Here is a 24,089-nt window from a genome sequence, read left to right on the forward strand (position 1 = left end):
GACTGGACGCATGCCCGAACCGAAAGTCGCCAGCTTTCCGGCGATCCGCGGTGCGCTGAAGTTCTACCAGATCGCGTCGATCATCACCGGAGTCATGCTGCTCCTGCTGCTGACCGAGATGGTGCTGAAGTACACGCCGATCCACCTCGAGCTCTTCCTGGGCGGCTCCGGAGGACCGCTCTGGTTCGCCGGCGTGCTCGCCGGGCCCGACTGCCAGTGGTGGTCGCTCTTCGCCCCGATGACCAACTCCTGCGAGATGACCTCGTTGGGCGACGGGTTCAACCTGTCCCTGTTCATCCTCGTGGCGCACGGGTGGTTCTACGTCGTCTACCTGTTCGCGTGCTTCCGCATGTGGAGCCTGATGCGCTGGCGCTTCCCGCGCTTCATCATGCTCGCGCTCGGCGGTGTCGTGCCGCTGCTGTCGTTCTTCATGGAGGCGGTCGTCGCCCGTGAGGTCAAGACCTATCTCGCCACCCGAGAGGCCGCCGAGGCCTCCGCCCCCGCCCCGGAAGGTGTCCGTTGACCGAACAGTCCGAGACCCAGCAGCGTCCTGCGCTCGTCGTCGACTTCGGCGCGCAGTACGCGCAGCTGATCGCCCGCCGCGTCCGTGAGGCGGGCGTCTACAGCGAGATCGTGCCGCACACCGCCACGGCTGCCGAGATCGCCGCCAAGAACCCGGTCGCGATCATCCTCTCCGGCGGACCCTCGTCCGTGTACGAGGAGGGGGCGCCGCGCCTCGACCCCGCGGTCTTCGAGCTCGGTATCCCGACCCTCGGCATCTGCTATGGCTTCCAGTACATGGCCCAGACCCTGGGCGGCGAGGTCGCCCACACCGGCCTGCGCGAGTACGGCGCCACCGATGCCGTCATCACCGGCGACGGCGGAACCCTGCTGGGCGGCCAGCCCGCGGAGCAGAACGTCTGGATGAGTCACGGCGACCAGGTCGCCAAGGCCCCCGAGGGCTTCGACGTGCTCGCCACGACCGAGGCCACCAAGGTCGCCGCGTTCGCACACGAGGAGCGCGGCTTCTACGGCGTGCAGTGGCACCCCGAGGTCAAGCACTCCGACCACGGCCAGCGTGTGCTCGAGAACTTCCTCCACAAGGGGGCGGGTCTGGCCTCCGACTGGAACAGCGGCAATGTGATCGCCGAGCAGATCGAGCGCATCCGTGAGCAGGTCGGCGATGCCCGCGTGATCTCCGCGCTCTCCGGTGGCGTCGACTCCGCGGTCTCCACCGCCCTCGTGCACAAGGCGATCGGCGACCAGCTGACTGCGGTCTTCGTCGATCACGGTCTCCTCCGCAAGGGCGAGCGCGAACAGGTCGAGAAGGACTACGTCGAATCGACGGGTGTGCGGCTGATCACGGTCGACGCGGCAGACACGTTCCTCGGCCACCTGAAGGGTGTGACCGACCCCGAGGAGAAGCGCAAGATCATCGGACGCGAGTTCATCCGCGCGTTCGAGAAGGTGCAGCTCGACCTCGTCGCCGAGGCCAAGGCATCGGGCGGCGCTCCGGTGAAGTTCCTCGTGCAGGGCACTCTCTACCCCGACGTCGTCGAGTCCGGCGGCGGAGCGGGGACCGCGAACATCAAGTCGCACCACAACGTGGGCGGCCTCCCCGACGACCTCGACTTCGAACTGATCGAACCGTTGCGCGCGTTGTTCAAGGATGAGGTCCGGGCGATCGGCCGCGAACTCGGCATTCCCGAGGCCATCGTGGGGCGTCAGCCGTTTCCGGGGCCCGGTCTCGGTATCCGGATCATCGGTGAGGTCACCGCTGACCGTCTCGAGATTCTGCGCGAGGCCGACGCCATCGCCCGCGAAGAGCTGACGAAGGCTGGACTCGACCAGGAGATCTGGCAGTGCCCGGTCGTGCTTCTCGCCGACGTGCGCTCGGTGGGTGTGCAGGGCGACGGTCGCACCTACGGCCACCCGATCGTGCTGCGTCCGGTGTCGAGCGAAGACGCCATGACCGCTGACTGGACGCGCCTGCCCTACGACGTGCTGTCGAAGATCTCGAACCGCATCACGAACGGCGTCCGTGACGTCAACCGCGTCGTGCTCGACGTCACGTCGAAGCCGCCGGGGACGATCGAGTGGGAGTAGGGGGCTCGGTGCTCCCCGATGCGGCGGCGGCTCTGCCCGACGCCGAGTACCTGGTGCTGTCGAGCCGGTTGATCCCGGGACTCGACGGCGGGTACACGATCGCCACGCTCGCGCGCGCCCGGCAGCTCGCCGGGGCGGGAGTCGCCGACGGGGCGGGACCACAGCTCCTCACGTTCGACCCCGGGACCGCTACGGACCACGCTGCGCATCGGCGTGCTTTCGTCGAGCACGGGGCGCTCGAGGACTCGTCGCGCCTGCGAAATCTGTTCGACGAGACGGTGGAGCCCAGCGGCGGCGCGGCGGAATGGCTGAGGGTGGCCGCCGACTCCGCGGTGGCCGCTGACCCCGGCGTCGAGTACCGGGTCCTCCGGGACACCGAAGACCGTCCTTTCGTGGCGCTCCCGGTGATTCCCGACAACCCGGACTGGCACCTGACCGACGAGCCGGTGCTGGTGTTCGACGCCGACGGTGAGGCTGTCGGAGCTCTGCACGGGTTCCGCGGTCTGTACCGGGCCTGGCTCGACCACGTCACGGCTGCCTTCGGTGATCGCCCCATCGTCGTGATCTGCGAGTCTCGCCAGCTCGGTGAGCTCATCGCGGACTGGTCCGACCCGCGGGTCCGCATCGTGCACACGATCCACACCATGCACGTCGAAGCGCCGTACACCCCGGACTCGACCATGAACACGCTCTGGACGCGCTGGTTCCGGCTCGCCGACCGGTTCGATGCCGTGATCTGGCCGACTGCGACCCAGCGCGACGACGTGGTCGCGCGGTTCGGGGACACGGCTTTCCACACGGTCGTCCCGAACCCGATCGCCCCCGTCGCTCCGCGCCCGGATCTGCGGGAGGACGGCCTCGTCGTCGTGCTCGGGCGCCTCGCTCCCGGCAAGCGTGTCGACCATGCGATCAGCGCCTTCCTCGCCGCGGATGTGCCGGGTGCGCGGATGGAGATCTGGGGCGGCGGGCCGGAGCAGGAGCGTCTGCAAGCGCTGATCGATGAGCTCGGCGCGGGGGATCGCATCGTGCTCGCCGGGTACTCGGACGCCCCGGGGACGGTGCTCGACCGCGCGTCGGTCCTGGTCACGTCCACGGCTTTCGAAGGCCAGCCGCTCGGCGTGGTCGAGGCGCTGCTGCACGCGACTCCCGTCATCTCGTACGACGTGCGCTACGGCATCCGTGATGTGCTGCAGCGCGGTGGCGGGATGCTGGTGCCGAGCGGCGACATCGATGCGCTCGGCCGAGCGATCCGCACGCTCCTGACCGACCCCGAGCGTCTCGCGGCGTTGAGCGCGGAGGCACCGTCGGTCGCCGCGGCCTGGAGTCCCGAATCCTCGCTCGAGGCCCTCACCGCCGCGATTGCCGCCGCGGTCGCCGCTCCGCCCCGTCGCGCCTGACCCTCCGCCCCGTCGCGCCTGACCCTCCGGCACGTCGCGCCTGAGCCTCCGGCACCTCCCCGGCGACCGCCCGGCCCCGCGGCCTCCCGCCCCCGCCGCCCCGGCGACCTCCCGCTGGCGGCCTCCGACGTGCATGCCCTTGCTCCGGTCGCGACATGACACTCATAAGGGCGCTTACGGGTGTCATATTGCGACCGGAGCGCGAGGAAGGTGCGACCGGAGCGCGAGGAAGGTGCGACCGGAGCGCGAGGAAGGTGCGACGGGAGCAGAAAAAGTGGCGGTGGATGTCGATCTGAGGCATTCTCGTTCGACGCCAGAGGTGAGAGGGTCGAGAGACGGCCCCGCGAACAAGGAGAACATCATGAAGTTCATGCTCATCATGCGTGCGAACGACGACGCCGTCGAGGCGTACAAGGAGATGCCGTTCGAGCAGGTCATCGAGGCCATGGGCACCTACAACGAGTCGATGATGAAGGCCGGTGTGCTCGTCGCGGGAGAGGGCTTGACCGACGCTGCCGAGGGCTTCGTGGTCGACTTCAGCGCAGAGAAGCCCCTGATCACCGACGGCCCCTACGGCGAGACGAAGGAGCTCTTCAACGGCTTCTGGATCATCGAGGTGTCGTCCCGCGAAGAAGCCGCCGAATGGGCGAGCCGTGCACCCCTGGGCGCGGGTTCGTTCCTCGAGGTGCGTCGGGTCACGGGCGTCGAGGACTTCCCGGCCGACAACGAGTGGATCGCGAAGGAAGCCGGCTGGCGCGAAGAGCTGGCGCAACGCGCGCAGCAGTGACGACGACACACGGTGATGGACGCATCCGAACACGGTGAGACGACGCGTTCCGCCCCCGAAGACGGGTCGGCGGAACGCGCCGTCGCCGCGGTCTGGCGCATCGAGTCCGCGCGCATCGTCGGTGCTCTCACGCGGACGGTAGGCGACTTCAGCCTGGCGGAGGACCTCGCCCAGGAGGCATTGGTCGACGCGCTGAGACAGTGGCCGGAGGAGGGGGTTCCCCGCAACCCCGGGGCATGGCTCACGGCGGTCGCGAAGCGCAAGGCCATCGACGAGTGGCGCCGCGCGGAGCGTCTGGATGCCAGGGTCGCGGCGCTCGCCCACGACCTGGAGCAGGAGCAGGCCGCCGCGCCGGAGCTGCTGTGGGACCCGGACGCCGTCGACGACGATGTCCTGCGGCTGATCTTCATCGCGTGCCACCCCGTTCTCTCGAAGGAGGCGCAGGTCGCCCTGACACTGCGGGTCGTGGGTGGTCTGTCGAGCGAGGAGATCGCGCGGGCCTTCCTCGTGCCGACGGCAACCGTTCAGCAGCGCATCGTGCGGGCGAAGAAGACGCTGAGCGCCGCCAATGCTCCCTTCGAGATCCCGCCGCGCGTAGAGCGGGCGGAGCGGATCGGGGCGGTCCTCGGTGTGCTGTATCTGATCTTCAATGAGGCGCACGCCGCGAGCAGTGGTCCGGACTGGATGCGACCGGAACTGAGCGTTGAGGCGATCCGGCTGAGCAGGGTGCTCGCGGCACTGATGCCGCGTGAGCCCGAGGTGCACGGTCTGCTCGCACTGATGGAGCTCACCGCAGCCCGGTTCGGAGCGCGTGTGGACCGGAACGGCGATCCGGTGCTGCTGGCTGACCAGGACCGGGGCCGGTGGGATCGCGGACGCATCACCCGCGGTCGTGCCTCGCTCGCGACGGCTGACGGCCTCGGGCGCGGACGCGGCGCGTACTGCCTCCAGGCGGCGATCGCGGAGTGCCATGCGGTGGCTTCGAGCGTCGATGACACGGACTGGGACAGGATCGTGCTGCTCTACGAGGCACTCGGCCGGATCGCCCCATCTCCGGTCGTCGAGCTCAACCGAGCGGCGGCGGTCGCGATGGCCACGGGCCCGGCGTCCGCATTGCGGATCATCGATCAGCTCTCGGCGTCGGGAGTGCTGCGCGGCTATCACCTCCTTCCCGCCACCCGTGGGGAGCTGCTGCGACGGCTCGGACGCGAGGACGAAGCGCGGAGCGAGTTCGCAGTGGCCGCAGGCCTCGCCGGCAATGATCGTGAGAGGTCACTGCTGGAGCGGAAGGCGAGCGGAGCCGCGAGCTAGAGTCCCGTCGAAACGCGAAGTGGCCCGCCTCCCTGGGGAGACGGGCCACTTCGATGAACGGCGGTCAGTTGTTGCCGCGGACGATCGCGATGATGCGCAGGATCTCGACGTAGAGCCAGACCACGGTGACCATGATGCCGAAGGCTCCGAGCCAGCCGTACTTGCGCGGTGCGCCGTTGCGGACGCCTTGCTGGATCTGGTCGAAGTCGAGCACGAGCGAGTATGCCGCCATGATCACGACGAGGACACCGATGATGAGGCCGAGCGGGATGCCCATGATGCTGGCGCTCAGCATGCCGAACGCCTGGTCCTGCGGCAGCACGCCGGTCCACATCAGGACGACGTTCAGCAGCGAGAAGACCAGGTAGCCGATCATGGCGATCATGAAGATCTTGGTCGCCTTCTTCGACGCGCGGATCTTGCCGCTCGCGAAGAGAGCCAGAGTCACGCCGACGACCGAGACGGTCGCGAGCGTCGCCTGGAAGACGATGCCGGGGTAGATGACCTCGAAGAACGCCGAGATGCCACCGATGAAGAGGCCCTCGAACGCCGCGTACGCGAAGATCAGTGCGGGGCGCACCTTCTTGCGTGAGGTGAAGGTGATGACCATGGCGAGCACGAAACCGCCGAGCGCACCGACGATCCACGGCAGCATGTTCGGCTGGAAGGTGCTCTCACGGCTGAACGCGGGAACGTCGACACCGCCGAGCGTCATGACCCAGCCGATGGCCGCGGTGACGAGCAGGATGCCGAACAGGCCGGCCGTCTTCCAGACCGTGTCCTCGACCGACATGCGATCGGTCTCGATGGCACCGGCCGGCGGGGCGGCGTACATGCCCTCGAGCTGTGCGTTGGCCGCCGCGTCCATCGCCCCGTGCTGGAGCGAGGCGCTCTGCGCGCCCTGAGCAGCCTGAGGTCCGCCCGGGTAGGTCGCGACGTTGCGCGGGTCCTGCTGCTGGAAAGCAGGGTTGTTGAAAGCGAAGTTGCTCATTGGTGGGCCTCACTCCAAAGGGGGGTAGTAGGTCTCTTGCCTCTACGATACTCGGGAGGTACCCCTCCTGGGGTGTTCTACGCTGAGAGCGTGCCCAGGAAATCGCCCCTCGTCATTGGGCATCGCGGTGCGCCCGGCTACCGTCCGGAACACAGCCGCTCCTCCTACGAACTCGCGCTCGCGATGGGGGTGGATGCCGTCGAACCCGATGTCGTCGCCACGAAGGACGGCGTGCTGGTCGTGCGACACGAGAACGAGATCTCCGGGACGACCGACGTCAGCGCGCGTCCGGAGTTCGCCGACCGCAAGACGACCAAGCGCGTCGACGGGCAGGCACTGACCGGGTGGTTCACCGAGGACTTCACCTGGGCTGAGCTGTCGACGCTGCGTGGCCGTGAGCGGCTGCCCGAGGTGCGGGCGTCGAGCGCGAGCTTCGACGGCACCCAGTCCATCCTCCGTCTCCGCGACGTGCTCGACCTCGTGCGGGAAGGCTCCGCCGAGCACGGCCGCGAGATCGGCGTCGTGCTCGAGGTCAAGCACGCCACCTACTTCGCGAGCATCGGCCTCGCGCTCGCGCCCCTCATCGAGCAGGAGCTGCGTGCGGCGGGATGGGCCGACGGCGAGCTGCCTCTCGTGATCGAGTCCTTCGAGTCGACGGTGCTCGGGGAGCTTCGGGAGCGGGGCATCGCCGCGACCTCCATCTACCTGATCGAGGCGACGGGCCGGCCGTATGACCGCAAGGTAGCCGAGGGCGCGCAGGCGATGACCTACAAGGCGACCGTCACCCCCCGCGGGCTCGATGGCCTCGTCGGGCTCGTCGACGGCATCAGCGTGAACAAGAAGATGCTCCTCGATCGCGGCAACACCATCGTCGCCGACGCCCATGCACGCGGCCTTCTCGTGTACACGTGGACCTGCCGTCCCGAGAACGCCTTCCTGGCCGCCGAGTTCCGCGGTGCCGGCGGCCGGGGTGCGTACGGCGACTACGAGTCGGAGTGGGGTGTCCTCGCGCAGCAGGGTATCGATGGGGTGTTCGTCGACCACCCCGACCTCGGCGTCGCCTTCTTCCGCGGCTGAGCCGGTGCCGATCGCCGGTCGACGGCTCAGAGCGTGCGATCGAAGGAGCCGCGACGCGTGGAGACGATCTCCTTGCCGAGCGGCATGAGCGAGATCGGGACCATCTTGAAGTCGGCGATGCCCATCGGGATGCCGATGATCGTGACGCACAGCAGGATGCCGGAGACGATGTGGCCGATGGCGAGCCACCAGCCGGCCAGGATGACCCAGAGGACGTTGCCGAGGAACGACCCGACCCCCGCGGTCGGCTTGCTCACGACCTCGCGTCCGAACGGCCAGATTGCGTAGGCGGCGATGCGGAACGAGGCGATCGCCCACGGGATCGTGATGATCGGGATGCACAGCAGGATGCCGGCCAGGACGTACCCGAGGAACAGTGCCCAGCCGGCCAGGATGACCCAGATGATGTTGAGGATCGTGCGCATGAGCTGATTGTGTCACCCGCGCGACGCGATGTCTGAGCATCCGCCCCGAGGTCCCGGGGGGCCCGTGTTCCGGATGCCAGACTGACCGCATGACCGGAATCGTGGTGCAAGACGTCAGCAGAGCGTTCGGGACGGTGCAGGCGGTGCGAGCGGCCTCGCTCCGCGCGGACCCCGGCAGAGTGACCGGACTCGTGGGGCCGAACGGGGCGGGGAAGACGACGCTGCTGCTGATGCTCGCCTCGCTCCTCGCCCCCGACACCGGGACGATCAGCATCGGGGGCGTCGATCCCGCGATCGATCCTCTCGCCGCGCGCCGCATGCTCGGCTGGATGCCCGATGCACTGGGAGCCTGGCCGTCGCTCACCGCCCGCGAAACCCTCGTCACCACCGCTCGTCTCTACGGCATCGAGAAGGCGGACGCTCAGGCCCGTGCCGAGCACCTGCTCACGCTCGTCGGGCTCGCGCCGCTCGCGGACTCGCCCGCGAAGGTGCTCTCGCGCGGGCAGAAGCAGAAGCTGGGTCTTGCCCGCGCTCTCGTGCATGACCCGCAGGTGCTGCTCCTCGACGAGCCGGCGTCGGGCCTCGACCCGGAAGCGCGCGTGCAGCTGCGCGGTCTGTTGCGTCGTTTCGCTGCGGAGGGGCGCACCGTGCTGATCTCGAGCCACATCCTCTCGGAGCTGGAGGAGGTCGTCGACGATGCGGTGTTCCTCGTCGCCGGCTCCGTGGTGGATGCGGCTCCCTCCCAGAGCACGGTGCGACCGTGGCGGGTCCGTCTCGCCGGCGCGACGCCCGAGCGGATGAACGCCGACACCTGGCAGGTGGCCTCGAACCTCGGGCTCGCTCCGGAGTCGCTCGCCAACGACCGCGGCGCGGTGCTGGTCGGGTTCGCGGGGGAGGACGCAGCGGCCCAGTCGCTGCGCCGCCTCGTCGACGCGGGCCTTCCGGTCTCGGAGTTCGCTCCTGCACAGAGCGACCTGGAGCACACGTTCCTGAACCTGCCGCAGGCGCCGATACCACAAGCCGCACCTCGGCCCCCTGCACCCCCTGCGCCCCCGGCGCCGACCGGAACGGAGGCGGGAGCATGAGCCTCGCCAACATCGGGATCATCGCCCGACTCGAACTGACGCAGCGCCTACGGAGTGTCGGGTGGTACGTCCTGCTGGGCGTGTTCGCGCTCATCCTGCTCGGTGTCACCGGGCTCGCATTCGCCGTGTACTCCTGGGGCGACTTCATCGGGGCCGGCGTCTACTCGATCGTCGTCAACATCGTCCTTCTGCTCGTGGTGCTGGTGTCGCCGACGCTCAGCGGCAACGCGATCAACGGCGACCGCGATGCCGCCACCCTCGGCGCGATCCAGGTGACCGCGGCCTCCACCGGCGACATCATGCTCGGCAAGCTCCTCGCTGCCGTCGCGACCGGCGGGGCGTTCCTCCTCGTCGCCGTTCCCTTCCTCGCCCTGTCTCTGCTCGGCGGGGGAGCGAACCCCCTCGTGCTGCTCGTCTCGCTGCTCGTGCTCGCGGCGGAGATCATCGTGGTCGCCGCGATCGGCGTCGGATTGAGCGGACTCATCGCGCGCCCGCTGTTCTCGGTTGCAGCCACGTACCTCGTGGTCGCCGCGTTCGTGTTCGGCACGCTCATCGCGTTCGGGCTGGGCGGGATGGCGGTACGCAGCGAGGGGACCAGCTACTCGCGACCGTACGACGCGAACGGCAACGTCGACTGCGATGAGTGGCAGGTCAGCACGATGCACGAAGTGCCCCGGTTCGACCTGGTGTGGTGGGCGCTCGCGGCCAATCCCTTCGTGGTGCTCGCGGATGCGACGCCGACCGAGTTCACGCCCGACGGCTACCCGGTCGACCTGTTCGGCCAGATCAAGACGGGCGTGCGCGGGGCGCAGCAGTCGCCGCTCGAGCAGCGCTGGGACGACTGCGACCGGGACGGCAGCGGCTATCCCACGCCGCAGGAGGTGATCGAATCGTCGGTGCCCAGCTGGTTCGTGGGCCTCGGTGTGCAGGTCGTGATCGCGGGGTCGCTGTTCGCCGGGGCCTGGGCGCGCACGCGGACGCCTGCCCGGCGCCTCCCGCCGGGCACTCGTATCGCCTGACACCGGCAGCGGGTGACGCGGGGGTGGCGGTCGCGGCAGATCGTCATCCCCCGTTCACCTCCCGTGCACCCGGGGGATTCTCCGCGGCCACGCGGTATCGGTGGTCTGGTCGGGTACCCGACTGAGACCCCAGGAGTTTCCATGCCCCGCCTGCACCGCGCAGCGGCGGTCACGACGGTGTGCGCCTTGAGCGCCGCCGCCCTGCTCGCCACCCCCATCGCCGCGATCGGTTCGACCGCTCCGAGTCTCGTCCTGAACGAGATCGTCTATGACGACGCCGCGACCGGCCTCGCCGACCAGGTCGAGATCTACAACGCCGGAACCGAGACGGTCGACCTCGCGGGGTGGACCATCGCGGATGAGAAGCGCGACAGCTTCGGAGCTGCGCCGGAAGGCACCTCGCTCGCACCGGGCGAGTTCCTGGTTCTGGAGAAGGATGTCGACTTCGACTTCGGGCTCGGCAAGGGGGACGAGGTCGTGCTCTTCGACCCGAGCAGCACCGAGGTCGACGCGTACGCGTATGAGAACACCGCGCCGCTGTCGGTGTGGGCGCGCTGTCCTGACGGCTCGGGGGCATGGGCACCGGCGACGACGGTGACTCCCGGGGCTCCCAACGACTGCGCCGTCGCTCCCGTCGCGGGCTCCATCCTCATCAACGAGGTCGACTCGCAACCCGCCGACTGGGTGGAGTTCCACAACCCCGGCACCGAGGCGCTCGACATCTCGGGCTACGAGATCCGCGACAACTCCGACGATCACCGCTGGCAGTTCCCGCCGGGCACGCAGATCGCGGCGGGGCAGTTCCTCGTCGTTGAAGAGGGCACGATCGGACTCTCCGGAGGCGTCGAGGCCGCATTCCGCGAGCCGATCGGTATCGGCAGCGCCGACCGCATCCGTCTCTACGACGCCTCGGGCGCGATGATCGACGACACGCTCCCGTGGCAGGGGCACGCGGCGATCGATGGCGACTTCGCTGCGGCCACCCTGGCACGCTGTCCCGACGGCGTCGGTTCCTTCGTGCTCGCGCATCCGACCCCCGGTGCCGCGAACTCGTGCGTCCTGCCCGACGTCGTGATCAACGAGATCGAGTCGAACGGTGACAGCACCGACTGGGTCGAGGTCGTGAACACGGGCACGTCTGCGGTGGACCTCTCGGGCTGGACCGTCATGGACAACGATCCGACCGGTCACGCGGACGACACCACACCGCTCCCCGCCGGTACGGTGCTGCCGCCCGGGGGCTACTTCGTCTTCGACCAGCCAGCGAACTTCGTGTTCGGACTCGGCAACGGCGACACCGTGACCATCCGCGATGCGAACGGCAACACGGTCGACGAGCACCTCTACGCCGCGCATGCCGCCGGCGTCCTCGCGCGCTGTGCCGACGGTACCGGCGACTTCGTCGACATCGCGGTCTCGACCAAGGGTCTCCGCAACGCCTGCGGCAACCCGGTGCGTATCAACGAGGTGGAATCCGACGGCGGCTCGCCGGACGATTGGGTGGAGCTCGTGAACCCGACGAGCACCGAGCTCGATGTGTCGGGCGTCGTGGTGAAGGACGACGACGACACCCATGCGTACGCGATCCCAGCCGGAACCCGCCTCGGTGCGGGGGAGTACCTCGTGATCGAGCGGGCACAGCTCGGGTTCGGTCTCGGTTCCGGCGACGCGGTGCGCGTGTTCGACGGCGACCTGCTCATCGACGAGACCACCTGGGGGTCCGGCCACGCCGCCACCACCTGGGGCCGTTGCCCCGACACGAGCGGCGCGTTCGCCGTGACCGCGGAGTCCACGAAGGGCGCCACGAACGTGTGTGCCGGCGAGGTCGCCGTGTCGCCGTGGCCCGGTTCCGCCGAGGTGCGCGTGGTCGACAGCATCCCGACGTTCCTCGAGGACAGTTCCGGACTCGACGTGCAGGAGACCGCTGACGGTGCGTTCCTGTGGGCGGTCGACAACGGCGAGGGTCGCATCTGGAAGCTCGAGGCGCGCGCCGACGGCTCGGTCGAGAAGGCCGACGGCTGGGATGCGGGCAAGCGCGTGCGCTTCCAGAAGGACGCCGCCGATCCGGGGGCTGCGGGCCCCGACACCGAGGGCATCACGGTCGACCGAGACGGCTTCGTGTACGTGGCCTCCGAGCGGGACAACAGCGCCAAGGGCGTCAACCAGAACGTGGTCCTCAAGGTCGATCCCGAGGCGTCGAGCGGTGACCTCATCGCTCAGCAGGAGTGGGATCTGACCACGTTGCTCCCTGCCGTGGGGGCGAATCTCGGCGTGGAGGCCGTGCAGTGGGTGCCCGATGCCGCGCTCGCCGGGAAGCTCTTCGACGACACGTCGGGCACGGTGTATGACCCGAAGGATCATGCAGGTCACGGCGACGGGCTGTTCTTCGTCGCGGTCGAGGACAACGGCCACGTCTATGCGTTCGCGCTCGGATCCGACGGGTCGGCGACGCTGGTGTCGCAGATCGCTCCCGGCCTCCCCGGAGTGATGGCGCTCGACTACGACACCGTGCGCGACACCCTGTGGGCGGTGTGCGACGACGGCTGCCAGGGGCGCTCGGCGGAGATCACGCTGAACGGCACGGCACAGCCCGACATCGCGCACTACGCCCGTGCCGCCGGCCTGCCCGACATCAACAACGAGGGTTTCGCGACCGCGCCGGCCTCGCTGTCGGTCGACGGGCAGCGCCCGGTGTGGTGGTTCGCCGACGGCTTCGCCTCCGAGTCGCTGCGCACCGGGACGCTGCCGGGAACAGGCGGCGGTACTCCCGGCGGCGAGACCCCGCCGCTCCCCGGCGCAGGGCTCGTGGACGACAACCGCAACGGACTGACGGTGAACCCGTCGGTCGCGGCCCGGGGGCAGGAGGTCACGATCACGGTCGGTTCCGCAGGCGCAGGCACGGACGTGTCGGTGTGGATGTACTCCGAGCCGATGCGGATCGCGTCGGGGACGCTCACGACCGCGGGGACCATCACGGCGACCATCCCGGCCGATGCGCCTCTCGGCGCCCACCGGATCGCCGTGTTCGATGCGAGCGGTGGGCTCCTCGGCTGGGCGGACCTCCGTATCGCGGGAGCGGCAGGATCGGGATCTGAGACGGGTGCGGGTGCGCTGGCGACGACCGGCTCCGAGCTCCCGGTCGCCGCCGTCGCGCTGGCGCTGCTGCTCCTCACCGCCGGCGCGGCAGCAGTCCGCCGTCGCAGGCGCGACGCCTGAGCGCGCAGGGGTGCACGGGTCGACCGTGCACCCCTGCGTCGCCGCCGATGCCCCCGCATCCCGTGCCGCGGTGTCTGTGCCGACGCCTAGACTCATAAGGCCATGACCGAAGCTCCTCTCATCGTCCCCGGATCCGCCGGCCCCCGCACTTCCGGGGCGGAGGGACAGGACGAACTCCTCGCCGGACTGAACCCGCAACAGCTCGAGGCCGTCACCTATCGCGGCCCCGCTCTGCTCATCGTCGCGGGCGCGGGGTCGGGCAAGACCAGCGTGCTCACGCGACGCATCGCCTCGCTGCTGCGCTCACGCGAGGCCTGGCCGAGTCAGATCCTCGCGATCACCTTCACCAACAAAGCCGCCGGCGAGATGCGCGAGCGCGTCGAAGGACTGATCGGGGACGCCGCCCGGGGCATGTGGATCTCGACGTTCCACTCGGCCTGCGTCCGCATCCTCCGCCGCGAGGCTCAGCAGTTCGGGTACACGAAGTCCTTCACGATCTACGACTCCGGCGACTCGCGCGCTCTGCTCAAGCGGCTGGTCAAGGAGCACGAGGCGGATGCGTACGGGCTGACCCCGGCCTCGGTGCAGTCGCGCATCTCGAAGCTCAAGAACGAGCTCTCCGACGCCGAGTCCTACGCGCGTCAGGCCAACATGAGCGATCCCGCCGAGCGCGTGTTCGTCGAGGTGTTCGCCGACTACCAGCGTCAGCTGCAGAAGGCCAACGCGTTCGATTTCGACGACCTCATCGGTCAGACGGTGTACCTGTTCCGTGCTTTCCCGCAGGTCGCCGACACCTACCGTCGTCGCTTCCGGCACATCCTGGTCGACGAGTATCAGGACACCAACCACGCGCAGTACGCGCTGATCCATGAGCTGACGCGACCCGTGTCGGGCGCCGGAGCAGCTCCCGACCCGTATGCCTCGAACGGCATGATGATCTTCGAGCCCGATCCCGCCCCCGCTGCCGATGCCGGCGAGCCCGGTGCCTCGCTCACGGTGGTCGGCGACTCCGACCAGTCGATCTACGCTTTCCGCGGCGCCGACATCCGCAACATCAGCGAGTTCGAACGTGACTTCCCCGGCGCCCGCGTGGTGCTGCTCGAACAGAACTACCGTTCGACGCAGAACATCCTCTCCGCCGCGAACGCCGTGATCGGCAACAACTTCGACCGCAAAGACAAGAAGCTGTGGAGTGACAAGGGCGACGGCGATCCGATCGTCGGCTTCACCGGCTACTCGCAGCATGACGAGGCCCAGTTCGTCGCCGACGAGGTCGAGGCACTGCACCGTGCCGGCATGCCGTACTCCGAGATGGCGGTGTTCTATCGCACCAACTCGCAGTCCCGTGCGCTGGAGGAGATCTTCATCCGCTCGGCGGTGCCCTACAAGATCATGGGCGGCACGAAGTTCTACGACCGCGCCGAGATCAAGGACGCGCTCGCCTATCTCGTCGCGGTGGCGAATCCGGCCGATGAGATGTCGGTGCGCCGCATCCTGAACAAGCCGCGCCGTGGCATCGGCGACGTGACGGAGACGGCCATCGCGCGGTTCGCCGAGGAACACGGCATCAGCTTCCGTGACGCGTTGTCGATGCCGGCCCAGCTCGGCGTCGGCCCGAAGATCCAGGCGGCGATCGGTCAGCTCGACGCCGTGCTGACCGAAGCCACCGCGATCCTGATCCCGGCCAGCGGCGAGCTTCCGCCCTCCACGGCGGTGGCCGACGGGCTCAGTCTGCTGCTCGGCAAGAGCGGCTATCTCGACGCCCTGCGTGCGAGCCGTGATCCGCAGGACGAGGCGCGCGTCGAGAACCTCGACGAGTTCGTGGCCGTGGCCCGCGACTTCGCGCGCAACAACCCCGAAGGCACGATCGTCGACTTCTTGACCGAAGTCGCCCTGGTCTCGGACGCCGACGACCTCGACGACGAGTCCGGCTCGGTCTCACTCATGACGATGCACACGGCGAAGGGACTCGAGTACGACGCCGTGTTCGTCACGGGCGTTGAAGAAGACCTGATCCCGCACCGGATCTCGGCCGGAGAGCCTGGGGGGCCGCAGGAGGAGCGCCGGCTCTTCTACGTCGGCATCACGCGGGCGCGCAAGCGGCTGCACCTGTCCCTCGCGATGACCAGAGCCCAGTTCGGCGAAGTGACCGTGGCGATGCCCAGCCGCTTCCTGCAGGAGATCCCGTCGGGACTCATCGACTGGCGTCAGTCGCCGGGTGACGTGAACTCACGCGGCGGGATGCAGTCTCGCGCCCTCAACGCGCGGCGCCAGGGCGGTTTCGGCGGTTCGAGCTCCGGATCGGGCGATCGCTTCGCGGTCAAGACGCTTCCCGGTCGCGATTCCCTCAAGCCCCTGTCGACGGCGATGGACAAGTTCCCCAACCGCGTCACGGCCAAGATGCGCGACAACGGCGATCTCGAGCTCGCCGCGGGCGACCGCATTCGCCACGTCGACTTCGGCGAAGGGCGGGTCGATGCGGTGACCGGCGAGGGAGCCAAACGCATCGCCCACGTGCGCTTCGACTCGGCAGGGCAGAAGAAGCTCCTCATCAAGGTCGCGCCGATCGAGAAGATCTGACGTCACCGCGGGTGTTCACGCTTCGGCGGATCACGGGCCGGAATGGCGGTTAGGCTGGCTCATATGGCCCTCTTCTCCCGCCGCAAGAAGTCCGGTGACGATGCCGTCGCCCCCACCACCGACGTCGTAGAGACGGACGCGGGGGCGCCCGGATCCGACTCCGTCGCCGCCGAAGACGCCTCGGACGCCGGCAGCGTCGACGCTCCCTCGATCGGCATCTCCGTGCAGGCCTTCCGGGGCGTCGGCGCCGAGGCCGGTCCGGAGGTGGCGCTGCCCAGCGCTGAGACGGCGCCCGCGGCGGCGGCCCCTGCCGCCCCTCGCGCCCCACAGGCTCCGACGGCGCCGCAGGAAGAGCCCCCGCAGCGGCGTCTGCCCCTCGCCTCGCCGCTGCCGCCCGAGCAGACCGAGACCGTCGCCGGGATGAAGGACAACGTCCTGCTCCGTGAGGCGCTCACCGAGATCGAAGCGGGGGCGACCAACGACCAGCTGCTGGGCGTGATGCGTCAGGCGCTTCAAGGGCACCTCTATATCCGCGTCAACGGAGATGCCCGCGCGCAGATCAGCGAGGGCAAGCCGCTCTCCGTGGCGGTCGTCCGCGACAACGACGACCGCCAGTTCATGCTCGCTTTCAGCTCGGCGGCCGCGGTGCGCGATTCCGTGCAGCTCGAGCCGGATCCCGCGGCCACCTCCGCCGTCGCGCAGCCCGTGACGTCGGTGCTGCAGCAGGTCGTGGCAGGAGACTTCGCGGGGCTCATCGTCGACAACGCGTCTGCACCCCACCGCGTGGTCTTCCCGACCGAGCTGCTGCAGAAGACGCTCGACCAGGCCGACGTCGACATGACCGTGAAGTCGATCCTGGCCGCTCCCCGTGCGCAGGATTCGGCGGTCAAGGTCGGAGAGGCCCTGGCGACCACGCGCATGTGGGTGGCGGTCAACGACGGCTCCGGCAGCGGTCAGGTCGGCATCGCCGAGGCCCAGACCCCCGACGGGCGACGGTTTCTGCAGCTCTTCTCGCACCCGCTCGAGGTCATCGCGCTCGGCCGGGGTGATCGTCCGCTCCCGTTCGAGCCGATGCAGCTCGCCAAGGTCCTCACGAGCCACTCCGAGATGGGCGGTGTGATCGTCGACCCCGCCGGCCCGTCCATCATCGTCGAGCGTGACGCCCTCACGCCGGTCCTGGTGCTCGCGGTCGATCTCGGCGACTGACCGGGCTCCGTCGCTCCTGCCGGCGCGCGCGGGGTTCCGTCCGTCCGGGCATCGCTCTAGGGTCGGAGCATGGCCTCAGAACGTGTGACCCTGACCGTGGTCGACTCCGACGGAGAGCGTGAGGTCGCGCTCTCCAGCCCCAACAGAGTCGTGTGGCCGGACCTCGGGATCACGAAGGCCGAGCTCGCGGAGTACGTGCAGCGCGTCTCGGTGCCCTTCCTCGCGGCGAACGGCAATCGGCCGGTCTCGCTGGAGCGCTTCCGCGACGGTATCGGCCCCTCGGGCGGGCCGAAGGCGGAAGGGTTCTTCTCGAAGAACCCGCCCAAAGGCACCCCCGACTTCGTCGATGCGGTGACAGTGACGTACAACAGCGGACGCCGGCATCCGCAGATCGTGCTGAACCGATCGAGCGCGATCGTCTGGGCGGTGCAGATGAACACGATCGTGTTCCACCCCTGGGCATCGCTCGCGACCGACGCCGACGACCCGGTCGAACTGCGCATCGATCTGGACCCGCAGCCGGGGACGGATTTCGCGGATGCGGTGACGGCCGCGCACACGCTGCGCGAGGTGCTGCGTGAGGCGGGCCTGGAGGCGTTCGCCAAGACCAGCGGCAACCGCGGGCTGCACGTGTTCGCGCCGATCGAGCCGACCCACGAGTTCCTCGATGTGCGCCATGCCGTGATCGCAGCGGGGCGGGAGCTCGAGCGTCGGATGCCGGATCAGGTCACGACGAACCGGTGGAAGGAGGAGCGCGGGGAGCGGATCTTCGTCGACTTCAACCAGGCGAACCGCGACCGCACGATGGCCGGTGCCTACAGTCCTCGCGCGTTGCCGGGAGCGGCGGTGTCGACACCGGTGGCTTGGGACGAGCTCGACGGGCTGGATCCGCGGACCTTCACCGTGCGCACGATCCCGAAGCGCCTGGATGAGATCGGCGACCCGTGGGCGACCATGCAGGAGGCCCCAGGTCGGATCGACACCCTGCTGGCCTGGTGGGAGCGCGACAAGGAGAACGGGCTGGGGGAGCTGCCGTTTCCTCCGGAGTTTCCGAAGATGCCGGGCGAGCCGCCCCGCGTGCAGCCCAGCAAGAAGGTCGCGGCCAACTGGGACGACGACGGCACTCCCGCCGAGAAGGACTGACCGCGTTCAGCGGAGGACGTCGGCGAGGTCGTAGCCTGCGACGGTGTCGAGCTGGTCGTACGTGCACGACCGGGCGTCGCGGTCCGGCCGCCAGCGCTCGAACTGCACGGTATGGCGGAACCGAGCGCCCTCGAGCTGGTCGTAGCGCACCTCGAGCACCCGCTCCGGGCGCAGCCGGACGAACGAGACGTCCTTGCCGCCGCTGAATCGCGAACGCTCGCCTTCCGCGGTCACCGCTTCCCCGGAATCGTCCCTCTCCACCCAGGGGTCGAGTTCCTCGACGAGCTCTTGCCGACGGGCATCGCTCCACGCCGCGACGCCGCCGACCTGGCGGAGCACACCGTCGGCTCCGTACAGTCCCACCAGCAGCGAGCCGACGCCCGAACCCGACTTGTGGACCCGGTAGCCGAGTGCGACCACATCGGCCGTGCGCGCGTGCTTGATCTTGAACAGCGTGCGCTTGCCCGGCGCGTATGGCTGAGTGAGCGGCTTGGCGATCACCCCGTCGAGCCCGGCGCCCTCGAACTCGGCGAGCCAACGGACGGCCGCGTCGTGATCCCTCGTCGTCCGGGTGATGTGCAGCGGATGCTCCACGGATGCCAGGAGTGCCTCCAGGCGCGTTCGCCGGGACTCGAAGGGCTCGGCGAGGAGGTCGTCGTCGCCGACGGCGAGCAGATCGAAGGCGATGAACATCGCCGGGGTCGAGGCGGCGAGCGTGGCGACGCGGGAGGCGGCGGGGTGGATGCGCTGACTCAGCGCCTCCCAGTCCAGGCGCTGGGACCCCTGCGGGCCGGTGGCGACGACGATCTCGCCGTCGAGCAGGCACGGACCGGGGAGCAGCTCGGGAATCGCCTCGACCAGCTCGGGGAAGTAGCGCGTGAGAGGTTTCGCTCCGCGGGAGCCGATCTCGACGGTCTCCCCGTCCCAAGCGATCAGTCCGCGGAAGCCGTCCCACTTCGGCTCGTACAGGAGCCCGCCGGGGACCTTCTCTGCAGGAGGAACCGCGGGGATGGCTTTGGCGAGCATCGGCGCGGGGATCTCGTAGCGCATGCTCCCATCCTGGTCCTCGGCCGTGCGGGGCGGAAGAGCGGGCCGATGTTCACAACTCCGCAGAAACCGGCGGTGGGTGCGGCGGTCCTCCCGTGATTCGCAGGGCTACGGGGGCAGCGCGTCCCGTTCTTGAGGAGTAGTGAGCGCGCTCAGTCGAACAGGTCGGACAGCGTCGCGGGCGAACCGGCGTCCTGCAGCGCCGTGCGGGCGGCATGCCACCCCGCCATGCCGTTGACGGACGGACCGGGAGGGGTCGAGGCGGAAGCCAGGTAGACGCCCGGCATCGGCGTGCGCCACGGCGTCGGCGAGAGGATCGGTCGGCGGAGGGCCTGACGCATGTCGAACACCCCGCCGGAGATGTCGCCGCCGATCTCCGCGGGATTGATCGCCTCGCGCGACGATGCCGGCACCGCGTGGTGGGCGAGGATGAGGTCGCGGAACCCCGGGGCGAACCTTTCGACCTGCGCGGTGATGAGCTCCGTGGGGTCGAGGTCGGAGCCCGGCGGCACGTGGATGTACGCCCAGAACACGGCTTTGCCCGCGGGAGCACGGGAGTCGTCGAGCACGGACGGTTGCACGGTGAGGACGTAGGGGCGCTCGCTCACTCGTCCGGCGGCGACGGCGTTCTCGCTGGCCCACACCTCGGCTCTGGTCCCGCCGAGGTGCACGGTCGCCGCCTGCCCGACCTCGGGGTGCGTCCAGGGGATGGGGCCGTCGAGGGCGAAGTCGACCTTCGCCGCACCGGGTCCGTAGCGGTAGGCGCCGATGGCCCGGGCGTAGCGGCGTGGCACATCGCGGTGTGTGAGAGCGAGTCGGGGAGACGTGTTCAGGATCAGCAGGTCTCCGCGGCGCGGGTCGCCCCAGTCCAGCGTCTCGAGGTCGGTGACTCGCACGCCGGTCTCGACGGACCCACCGTGCGCCGTGATGTCGGCGACCAGGGTATCGGCGATCCCTTGCGCACCACCGCGTGGATACGGCCAGCCTCCGGCGTGTCCCAGGGCGGCCAGCAACAGGCCCGCAGCGGCCCCCGCGAGGGAGGGGAGAGGCGCGTTGCCGTGAGCGACGGCTCCCGCCAGGAGCGCGGCCGCCTCCTCGGTGCGGAAAGCCGAGGCGGCCAGAGGAGTGCCCTGCTCCAGCATCCTGATCGCATAGCGCAGGGCGGTCAATGGATCCCGGGGGACTCGGAGCAGTTGATTGCCCGTGAAGTCCACCACACCGTCGATGTGCGCGGTCAACGGCCGGATGCGGGTGCGCCAGGCGTCGCCGTCTGCCCCGAGCGCGGTCGCCGTGCGGTCGAGGTCGCGCCAGGCGATGGCGGCCCTTCCGCCATCGAGCGGGTGTGCGTAGGAGGCTTCGGGGCGGATCCAGTCCAGACGCCGTTCGAGGCCGAAAGCACGGAAGAAGGGTGAGGCCAAGGCGGTCGGATGCACGGTGGAGCAGACGTCGTGCCGGAAACCCGGAAGCGTCGACTCGGCCGTGCGGAGACCGCCACCGACGGTGTCGGCCGCCTCGAGCACCCGCACGGCATAGCCGGCGCGCGCGAGCGTCACCCCGGCGGCGAGCCCGTTGGGGCCGGAACCGATGATCGTCGCCCGCGCCATTCCGTCAGTCTGGCATGCCGCCACCGGCGAAACGGTCGAGAGGGGCCCTCCGGGCGTGCGATCCTGGAAAGGATGAAAGAAGTTCAGGGGCCGACCCCCGCAGGCACCTCCCGTCCATACCGCTCCCTCGCCGAGGCGCTGCGCGCGCATCGGATCGATCCGTCGAACCATGCGTTCATCACGGCCATCGTCGAGGCGATCGGAATCAGCTCGTTCATCGACCGTGGGCGCTACATCGAGGCGATCCGTCGAGGCGAGGGCGCGTCCCTGCACATCGGGCGCACCTACACGAACGGCTTCACCGAAGAGGAGCGGATCGTGGTGGGCGCAGCACCCCTGCGCCTGCAGCCGAGCGAGGGGCGCGCGCCGTACTTCTACGTGAGCCACCCGAGCGAGTTCATCCCGCTCGCGCCGGCCCGCGCCGCCAAGCGCACGACGACTCCACGCGTCGCCGCGCCCCGCGCCGAGAAGGCACCGAAGCCCGTCGAGGAACGCGACTACGGCGTGTGCGACGAGTGCTTCATGGTGAAGACCCCGTCCGGCGGCTGCGGCTGCGGCTGACGTGACGCCGCTGTCGAATCGCGCAAAAGGCTCCGGAATCGGCGTCGAACGTGCAATTTGCGCGAGTCGAAAGCCGGCGCCTCAGGCGAACGCGCTCATCCCGGTGATGTCGCGGCCGAGCAGCAGGGCCTGCACGCTCTCGGTGCCCTCGTAGGTGTGGATGGCCTCGATGTCGGCCATGTGCTGCATGACGCCGTTCTCGAGCAGGATGCCGTTGCCGCCGAGCAGGTCGCGGGCGGTCGCGGCGATGCGGCGTGCGGCACGCGTGTTGTGGAACTTCGCGAGCGAGGCCTGGGTCGGGCGCAGTTCGCCTGAGGTCTCGAGGTCGGCCATCCGTCGGCAGTACAGCTGCATGGCCGTGAGGTCTTCGAGCATGTGGGTGAGGCGCTCCTGGACCATCTGGAACTTCGCGAGCGGCTTTCCGAACTGCACCCGCTGCATCGCGTAGGCCAGTGCTGCCTCGTAGCAGGCCGTCGCGTGTCCGAGGGCCGACCACGCGACGCCCGAGCGGGTCGCGTACAGCACGGTCGAGGCGTCCTTGAAGCTCATGGTGCCGGGCAGGACGGCGTCCAGCGGCACCCGCACGTCGTCGAGGACGATGTGCGCCTGATGGATCGCGCGCAGCGAGGCCTTGCCCCGGATCACACTGCCGGTGTATCCGGGCGTGTCCTGCTCGACCAGGAAGCAGCGCACAGCGCCGTGCGCGGCCGTGTCCGCATCGTCGACGCGCGCCCACACGAAGGTGATCCCGCCGGATGCGCCGTTGCCGATCCACTTCTTCGTGCCTCGGATGACCCAGGCGTCCCCGTCGCGGCGGGCTACCGTCTCGAGCGAGACCGAGTCGGAGCCGTGGTCGGGTTCGGTCAGCGCGAACGAGCCGAGAACCGAGCCGTCGGCGAGTGCCGTGAGCCATCGGTCCTGCTGGGCGGGGGAGCCGAACAGGGCGAGGGTGCGCAGCGCGAGGCCGCCCTGCACCGCGAGGATGGTGCCCAGCGACCCGTCACCGCGCGAGATCTCCATGTTCACCAGGCCCGCGGCCAGCGGCGACAGGTGCGTGAGGGCGGGATGCTGGATGCCGTCGACGACGAGGTCCATCTCGCCCATCCGACGGGCGGCGTCGAGCGGGTACTCCGCGCGGTCCCAGGCGTCCGCCATCTGCGGCGCGACCTCGTCGGTGTAGGACTTCGCCCGATCCCAGGCCTCGCGGTCGGCGGCGGGGATGTCGGCGAAGACGGCGTAGTAGTCGCTGTCCCGGCGCCCGGTGACGTCGTACGACGAGACGCGCTCGCCGGGGAAGGGGGAGGCTGCAGTGCTCATGATGCTCCTTCGTGGCACCAAGTATCGTACTCCTCGATACTCGGTTTCACGACCCTCGAGCGATCAGTCGAGCTCCGACTGCAGTCTGCGGGTCACCTCGGCGATCGGCATGGACCGCGGGAACACCGCGACGACCATGTCGTCCGGCGCATCGGGGGCCGCGTCTCCCGCGACGCCGTAGCGGCGGCGGACGTCGGCCAGCGCCGTCTGCAGCGTCGCGAGCGGCACCTTCTTGCGGCCCCGGAGCAACTGCCGCAGCACGTGATTGTGGACGGCCGTCACGAGGGCGGCGAAGCCGACGGCGTCGAGCGGGTCGACGCCGGGGAGGGCTCCGCGCAGGTACTCGTCGAACAGCCGCTCGTATCGGAAGACCGTGATGATCTCGCGCTCACGCAGCACCGGCACCTGCCGCACGATCTGGTAGCGGCGGCGTGCGAGCTCCGGGTCGTGCGCGAAATGCACGAAGACCGATTCGGACGCCGCGCACACCGCGGCCCAGGGGTCGTCGTGCCCTTCGTCGAGGAACTCCCTGAGTTGTTCGAGCAGCACCTCGTGATCCGCGAAGACGACGTCCTCCTTGCCGCCGAACTGGCGGAAGAATGTCGATCTCGAGACACCCGCGGCCTTGGCGATCTGTTCCACCGACGTCTGATCGAACCCCTGGGCGCTGAAGAGCTCGAGCGCTGCGGCGACGACGCCCGTGCGCAGTTCTGCGGATTCGTGCATGGCGAAAGCCTAGACCTCGGCGGCCATCGGCGTCGGTGGCCGGGCGTCATAATGAGGGCGTGAGCGAACGCGGGAGAGCGGCCGGATGGTTCGAGACGCGGCGGCGCGGCACCCGTCGCTGGTGGGACGGCGCGCGCTGGACCGAGCACCTCTCGGTGCGGGGGAGGGAGACGACCCTGGCGGAGGACCGCAGGGCCGTGCGCCGACAGCTGATCCTGACCGAGCTCGTGCTCGTGACCCTCCTCGTCGGTTCGATCCTCATCGCGCTGTGGAGCGCGCTCCCGGTGGTCGTGGTGCGCCCGATGATCGTCGCCACCGGCACCGCGCTGCTGCTCGTTCCGCTCGTGATCTCGCGGCAGCTCCGCCTGGTCGCGCTGCCGGCGCGGCGTCCGGGCGTGCCGACCCTCCGATGATCGACCGAGAGTCCGGGGCCGCGGGCGTGCCCAGGTCGAGGTAGTAGGCTGGGGGACTGGTCGATGTCTCGACATCGA

Annotated in this window: 20 protein-coding genes; 14 read left to right on the forward strand and 6 right to left on the reverse strand. The window is 69.5% G+C overall.

Annotated features, from left to right (window positions below; all coding sequences use genetic code 11):
- The first annotated feature begins 10 nt into the window (after window positions 1–10).
- The 5 genes from LRQ07_RS04710 (at window position 11) to LRQ07_RS04730 (ending at window position 5,601) form a co-directional block, all read left to right on the forward strand.
- Window positions 11–523: a DUF3817 domain-containing protein gene (locus LRQ07_RS04710; protein ID WP_047524182.1), complete on the forward strand. Its 513-nt coding sequence runs from the start codon at window positions 11–13 to the stop codon at window positions 521–523.
- Window positions 520–2,106 (forward strand): glutamine-hydrolyzing GMP synthase, encoded by a 1,587-nt coding sequence (gene guaA, locus LRQ07_RS04715; protein WP_256535975.1) that lies wholly within the window; start codon window positions 520–522, stop codon window positions 2,104–2,106. The genes LRQ07_RS04710 and guaA overlap by 4 nt, the downstream gene beginning before the upstream one ends.
- A gap of 8 nt (window positions 2,107–2,114) precedes the next feature.
- Window positions 2,115–3,503: a glycosyltransferase gene (locus LRQ07_RS04720; RefSeq protein WP_256535976.1), complete on the forward strand. Its 1,389-nt coding sequence runs from the start codon at window positions 2,115–2,117 to the stop codon at window positions 3,501–3,503.
- 361 nt (window positions 3,504–3,864) lie between these two features.
- Window positions 3,865–4,290 carry a YciI family protein gene (locus tag LRQ07_RS04725; protein ID WP_256535977.1) on the forward strand — a complete coding sequence of 142 codons (426 nt, stop codon included), beginning with the start codon at window positions 3,865–3,867 and terminating at the stop codon, window positions 4,288–4,290.
- A 15-nt stretch (window positions 4,291–4,305) separates the two neighbouring features.
- The gene (locus tag LRQ07_RS04730; protein WP_256535978.1) at window positions 4,306–5,601 is read left to right on the forward strand and encodes an RNA polymerase sigma factor; all 1,296 of its coding nucleotides are present in this window, start codon (window positions 4,306–4,308) and stop codon (window positions 5,599–5,601) included.
- Window positions 5,602–5,665: 64 nt separating this feature from the next.
- Here the strand turns inward: LRQ07_RS04730 and LRQ07_RS04735 are convergent, their stop codons facing one another.
- On the reverse strand, window positions 5,666–6,592 hold the full coding sequence (locus tag LRQ07_RS04735) for a Bax inhibitor-1/YccA family membrane protein (protein WP_131492515.1): 927 nt from the start codon (window positions 6,590–6,592) through the stop codon (window positions 5,666–5,668).
- Window positions 6,593–6,682: 90 nt separating this feature from the next.
- Between LRQ07_RS04735 and LRQ07_RS04740 the strand changes: the two genes are divergently transcribed.
- On the forward strand, window positions 6,683–7,669 hold the full coding sequence (locus LRQ07_RS04740; protein ID WP_256535979.1) for a glycerophosphodiester phosphodiesterase family protein: 987 nt from the start codon (window positions 6,683–6,685) through the stop codon (window positions 7,667–7,669).
- Window positions 7,670–7,695: 26 nt separating this feature from the next.
- Here the strand turns inward: LRQ07_RS04740 and LRQ07_RS04745 are convergent, their stop codons facing one another.
- The gene (locus LRQ07_RS04745) at window positions 7,696–8,094 is read right to left on the reverse strand and encodes a YccF domain-containing protein (protein ID WP_131492512.1); all 399 of its coding nucleotides are present in this window, start codon (window positions 8,092–8,094) and stop codon (window positions 7,696–7,698) included.
- 89 nt (window positions 8,095–8,183) lie between these two features.
- Between LRQ07_RS04745 and LRQ07_RS04750 the strand changes: the two genes are divergently transcribed.
- The 6 genes from LRQ07_RS04750 to ligD all read left to right on the forward strand — a co-directional run bounded on the left by LRQ07_RS04750 (window position 8,184) and on the right by ligD (window position 18,343).
- Complete coding sequence (locus LRQ07_RS04750) at window positions 8,184–9,179, forward strand: ABC transporter ATP-binding protein (RefSeq protein WP_232762390.1); 996 nt, start codon at window positions 8,184–8,186, stop codon at window positions 9,177–9,179.
- A complete protein-coding gene (locus LRQ07_RS04755) occupies window positions 9,176–10,198 on the forward strand; it encodes an ABC transporter permease (RefSeq protein ID WP_256535980.1) in 1,023 nt (340 codons plus the stop codon). Before LRQ07_RS04750 ends, LRQ07_RS04755 begins: the two co-directional genes overlap by 4 nt.
- 141 nt (window positions 10,199–10,339) lie before the next feature.
- On the forward strand, window positions 10,340–13,414 hold the full coding sequence (locus LRQ07_RS04760; protein WP_256535981.1) for a lamin tail domain-containing protein: 3,075 nt from the start codon (window positions 10,340–10,342) through the stop codon (window positions 13,412–13,414).
- Between the two features lie 102 nt (window positions 13,415–13,516).
- Window positions 13,517–15,994, forward strand: a complete 2,478-nt coding sequence (locus tag LRQ07_RS04765) for an ATP-dependent helicase (protein ID WP_256535982.1) — start codon at window positions 13,517–13,519, stop codon at window positions 15,992–15,994.
- A 63-nt stretch (window positions 15,995–16,057) separates the two neighbouring features.
- Window positions 16,058–17,200 (forward strand): SseB family protein, encoded by a 1,143-nt coding sequence (locus tag LRQ07_RS04770; RefSeq protein WP_248539862.1) that lies wholly within the window; start codon window positions 16,058–16,060, stop codon window positions 17,198–17,200.
- 69 nt (window positions 17,201–17,269) lie between these two features.
- On the forward strand, window positions 17,270–18,343 hold the full coding sequence (gene ligD / locus LRQ07_RS04775) for a non-homologous end-joining DNA ligase (protein WP_256535983.1): 1,074 nt from the start codon (window positions 17,270–17,272) through the stop codon (window positions 18,341–18,343).
- Between the two features lie 6 nt (window positions 18,344–18,349).
- On the opposite strand, the gene LRQ07_RS04780 is transcribed toward ligD, so the two are convergent.
- Complete coding sequence (locus tag LRQ07_RS04780; RefSeq protein WP_256535984.1) at window positions 18,350–19,393, reverse strand: ATP-dependent DNA ligase; 1,044 nt, start codon at window positions 19,391–19,393, stop codon at window positions 18,350–18,352.
- 149 nt (window positions 19,394–19,542) lie between these two features.
- Window positions 19,543–20,994: a phytoene desaturase family protein gene (locus tag LRQ07_RS04785; protein ID WP_256535985.1), complete on the reverse strand. Its 1,452-nt coding sequence runs from the start codon at window positions 20,992–20,994 to the stop codon at window positions 19,543–19,545.
- A gap of 72 nt (window positions 20,995–21,066) precedes the next feature.
- Here LRQ07_RS04785 and LRQ07_RS04790 point away from each other — a divergent pair, with 72 nt between their 5' ends.
- A complete protein-coding gene (locus tag LRQ07_RS04790; protein ID WP_232762384.1) occupies window positions 21,067–21,555 on the forward strand; it encodes a hypothetical protein in 489 nt (162 codons plus the stop codon).
- 81 nt (window positions 21,556–21,636) lie between these two features.
- Here LRQ07_RS04790 and LRQ07_RS04795 read toward each other — a convergent pair whose 3' ends face one another.
- Together LRQ07_RS04795 and LRQ07_RS04800 are read right to left on the reverse strand one after the other, a co-directional pair.
- Window positions 21,637–22,872: an acyl-CoA dehydrogenase family protein gene (locus LRQ07_RS04795; RefSeq protein WP_248539867.1), complete on the reverse strand. Its 1,236-nt coding sequence runs from the start codon at window positions 22,870–22,872 to the stop codon at window positions 21,637–21,639.
- Window positions 22,873–22,935: 63 nt separating this feature from the next.
- Window positions 22,936–23,598: a TetR/AcrR family transcriptional regulator gene (locus LRQ07_RS04800; RefSeq protein WP_134353174.1), complete on the reverse strand. Its 663-nt coding sequence runs from the start codon at window positions 23,596–23,598 to the stop codon at window positions 22,936–22,938.
- Between the two features lie 59 nt (window positions 23,599–23,657).
- On the opposite strand from LRQ07_RS04800, the gene LRQ07_RS04805 reads away from it, so the two are divergent.
- Window positions 23,658–24,011: a DUF2510 domain-containing protein gene (locus LRQ07_RS04805; protein ID WP_256535986.1), complete on the forward strand. Its 354-nt coding sequence runs from the start codon at window positions 23,658–23,660 to the stop codon at window positions 24,009–24,011.
- Window positions 24,012–24,089 lie beyond the last annotated feature (78 nt).

The organism is Microbacterium sp. J1-1, from assembly GCF_024498615.1.
Taxonomy (GTDB): Bacteria; Actinomycetota; Actinomycetes; order Actinomycetales; family Microbacteriaceae; genus Microbacterium; species Microbacterium aurugineum.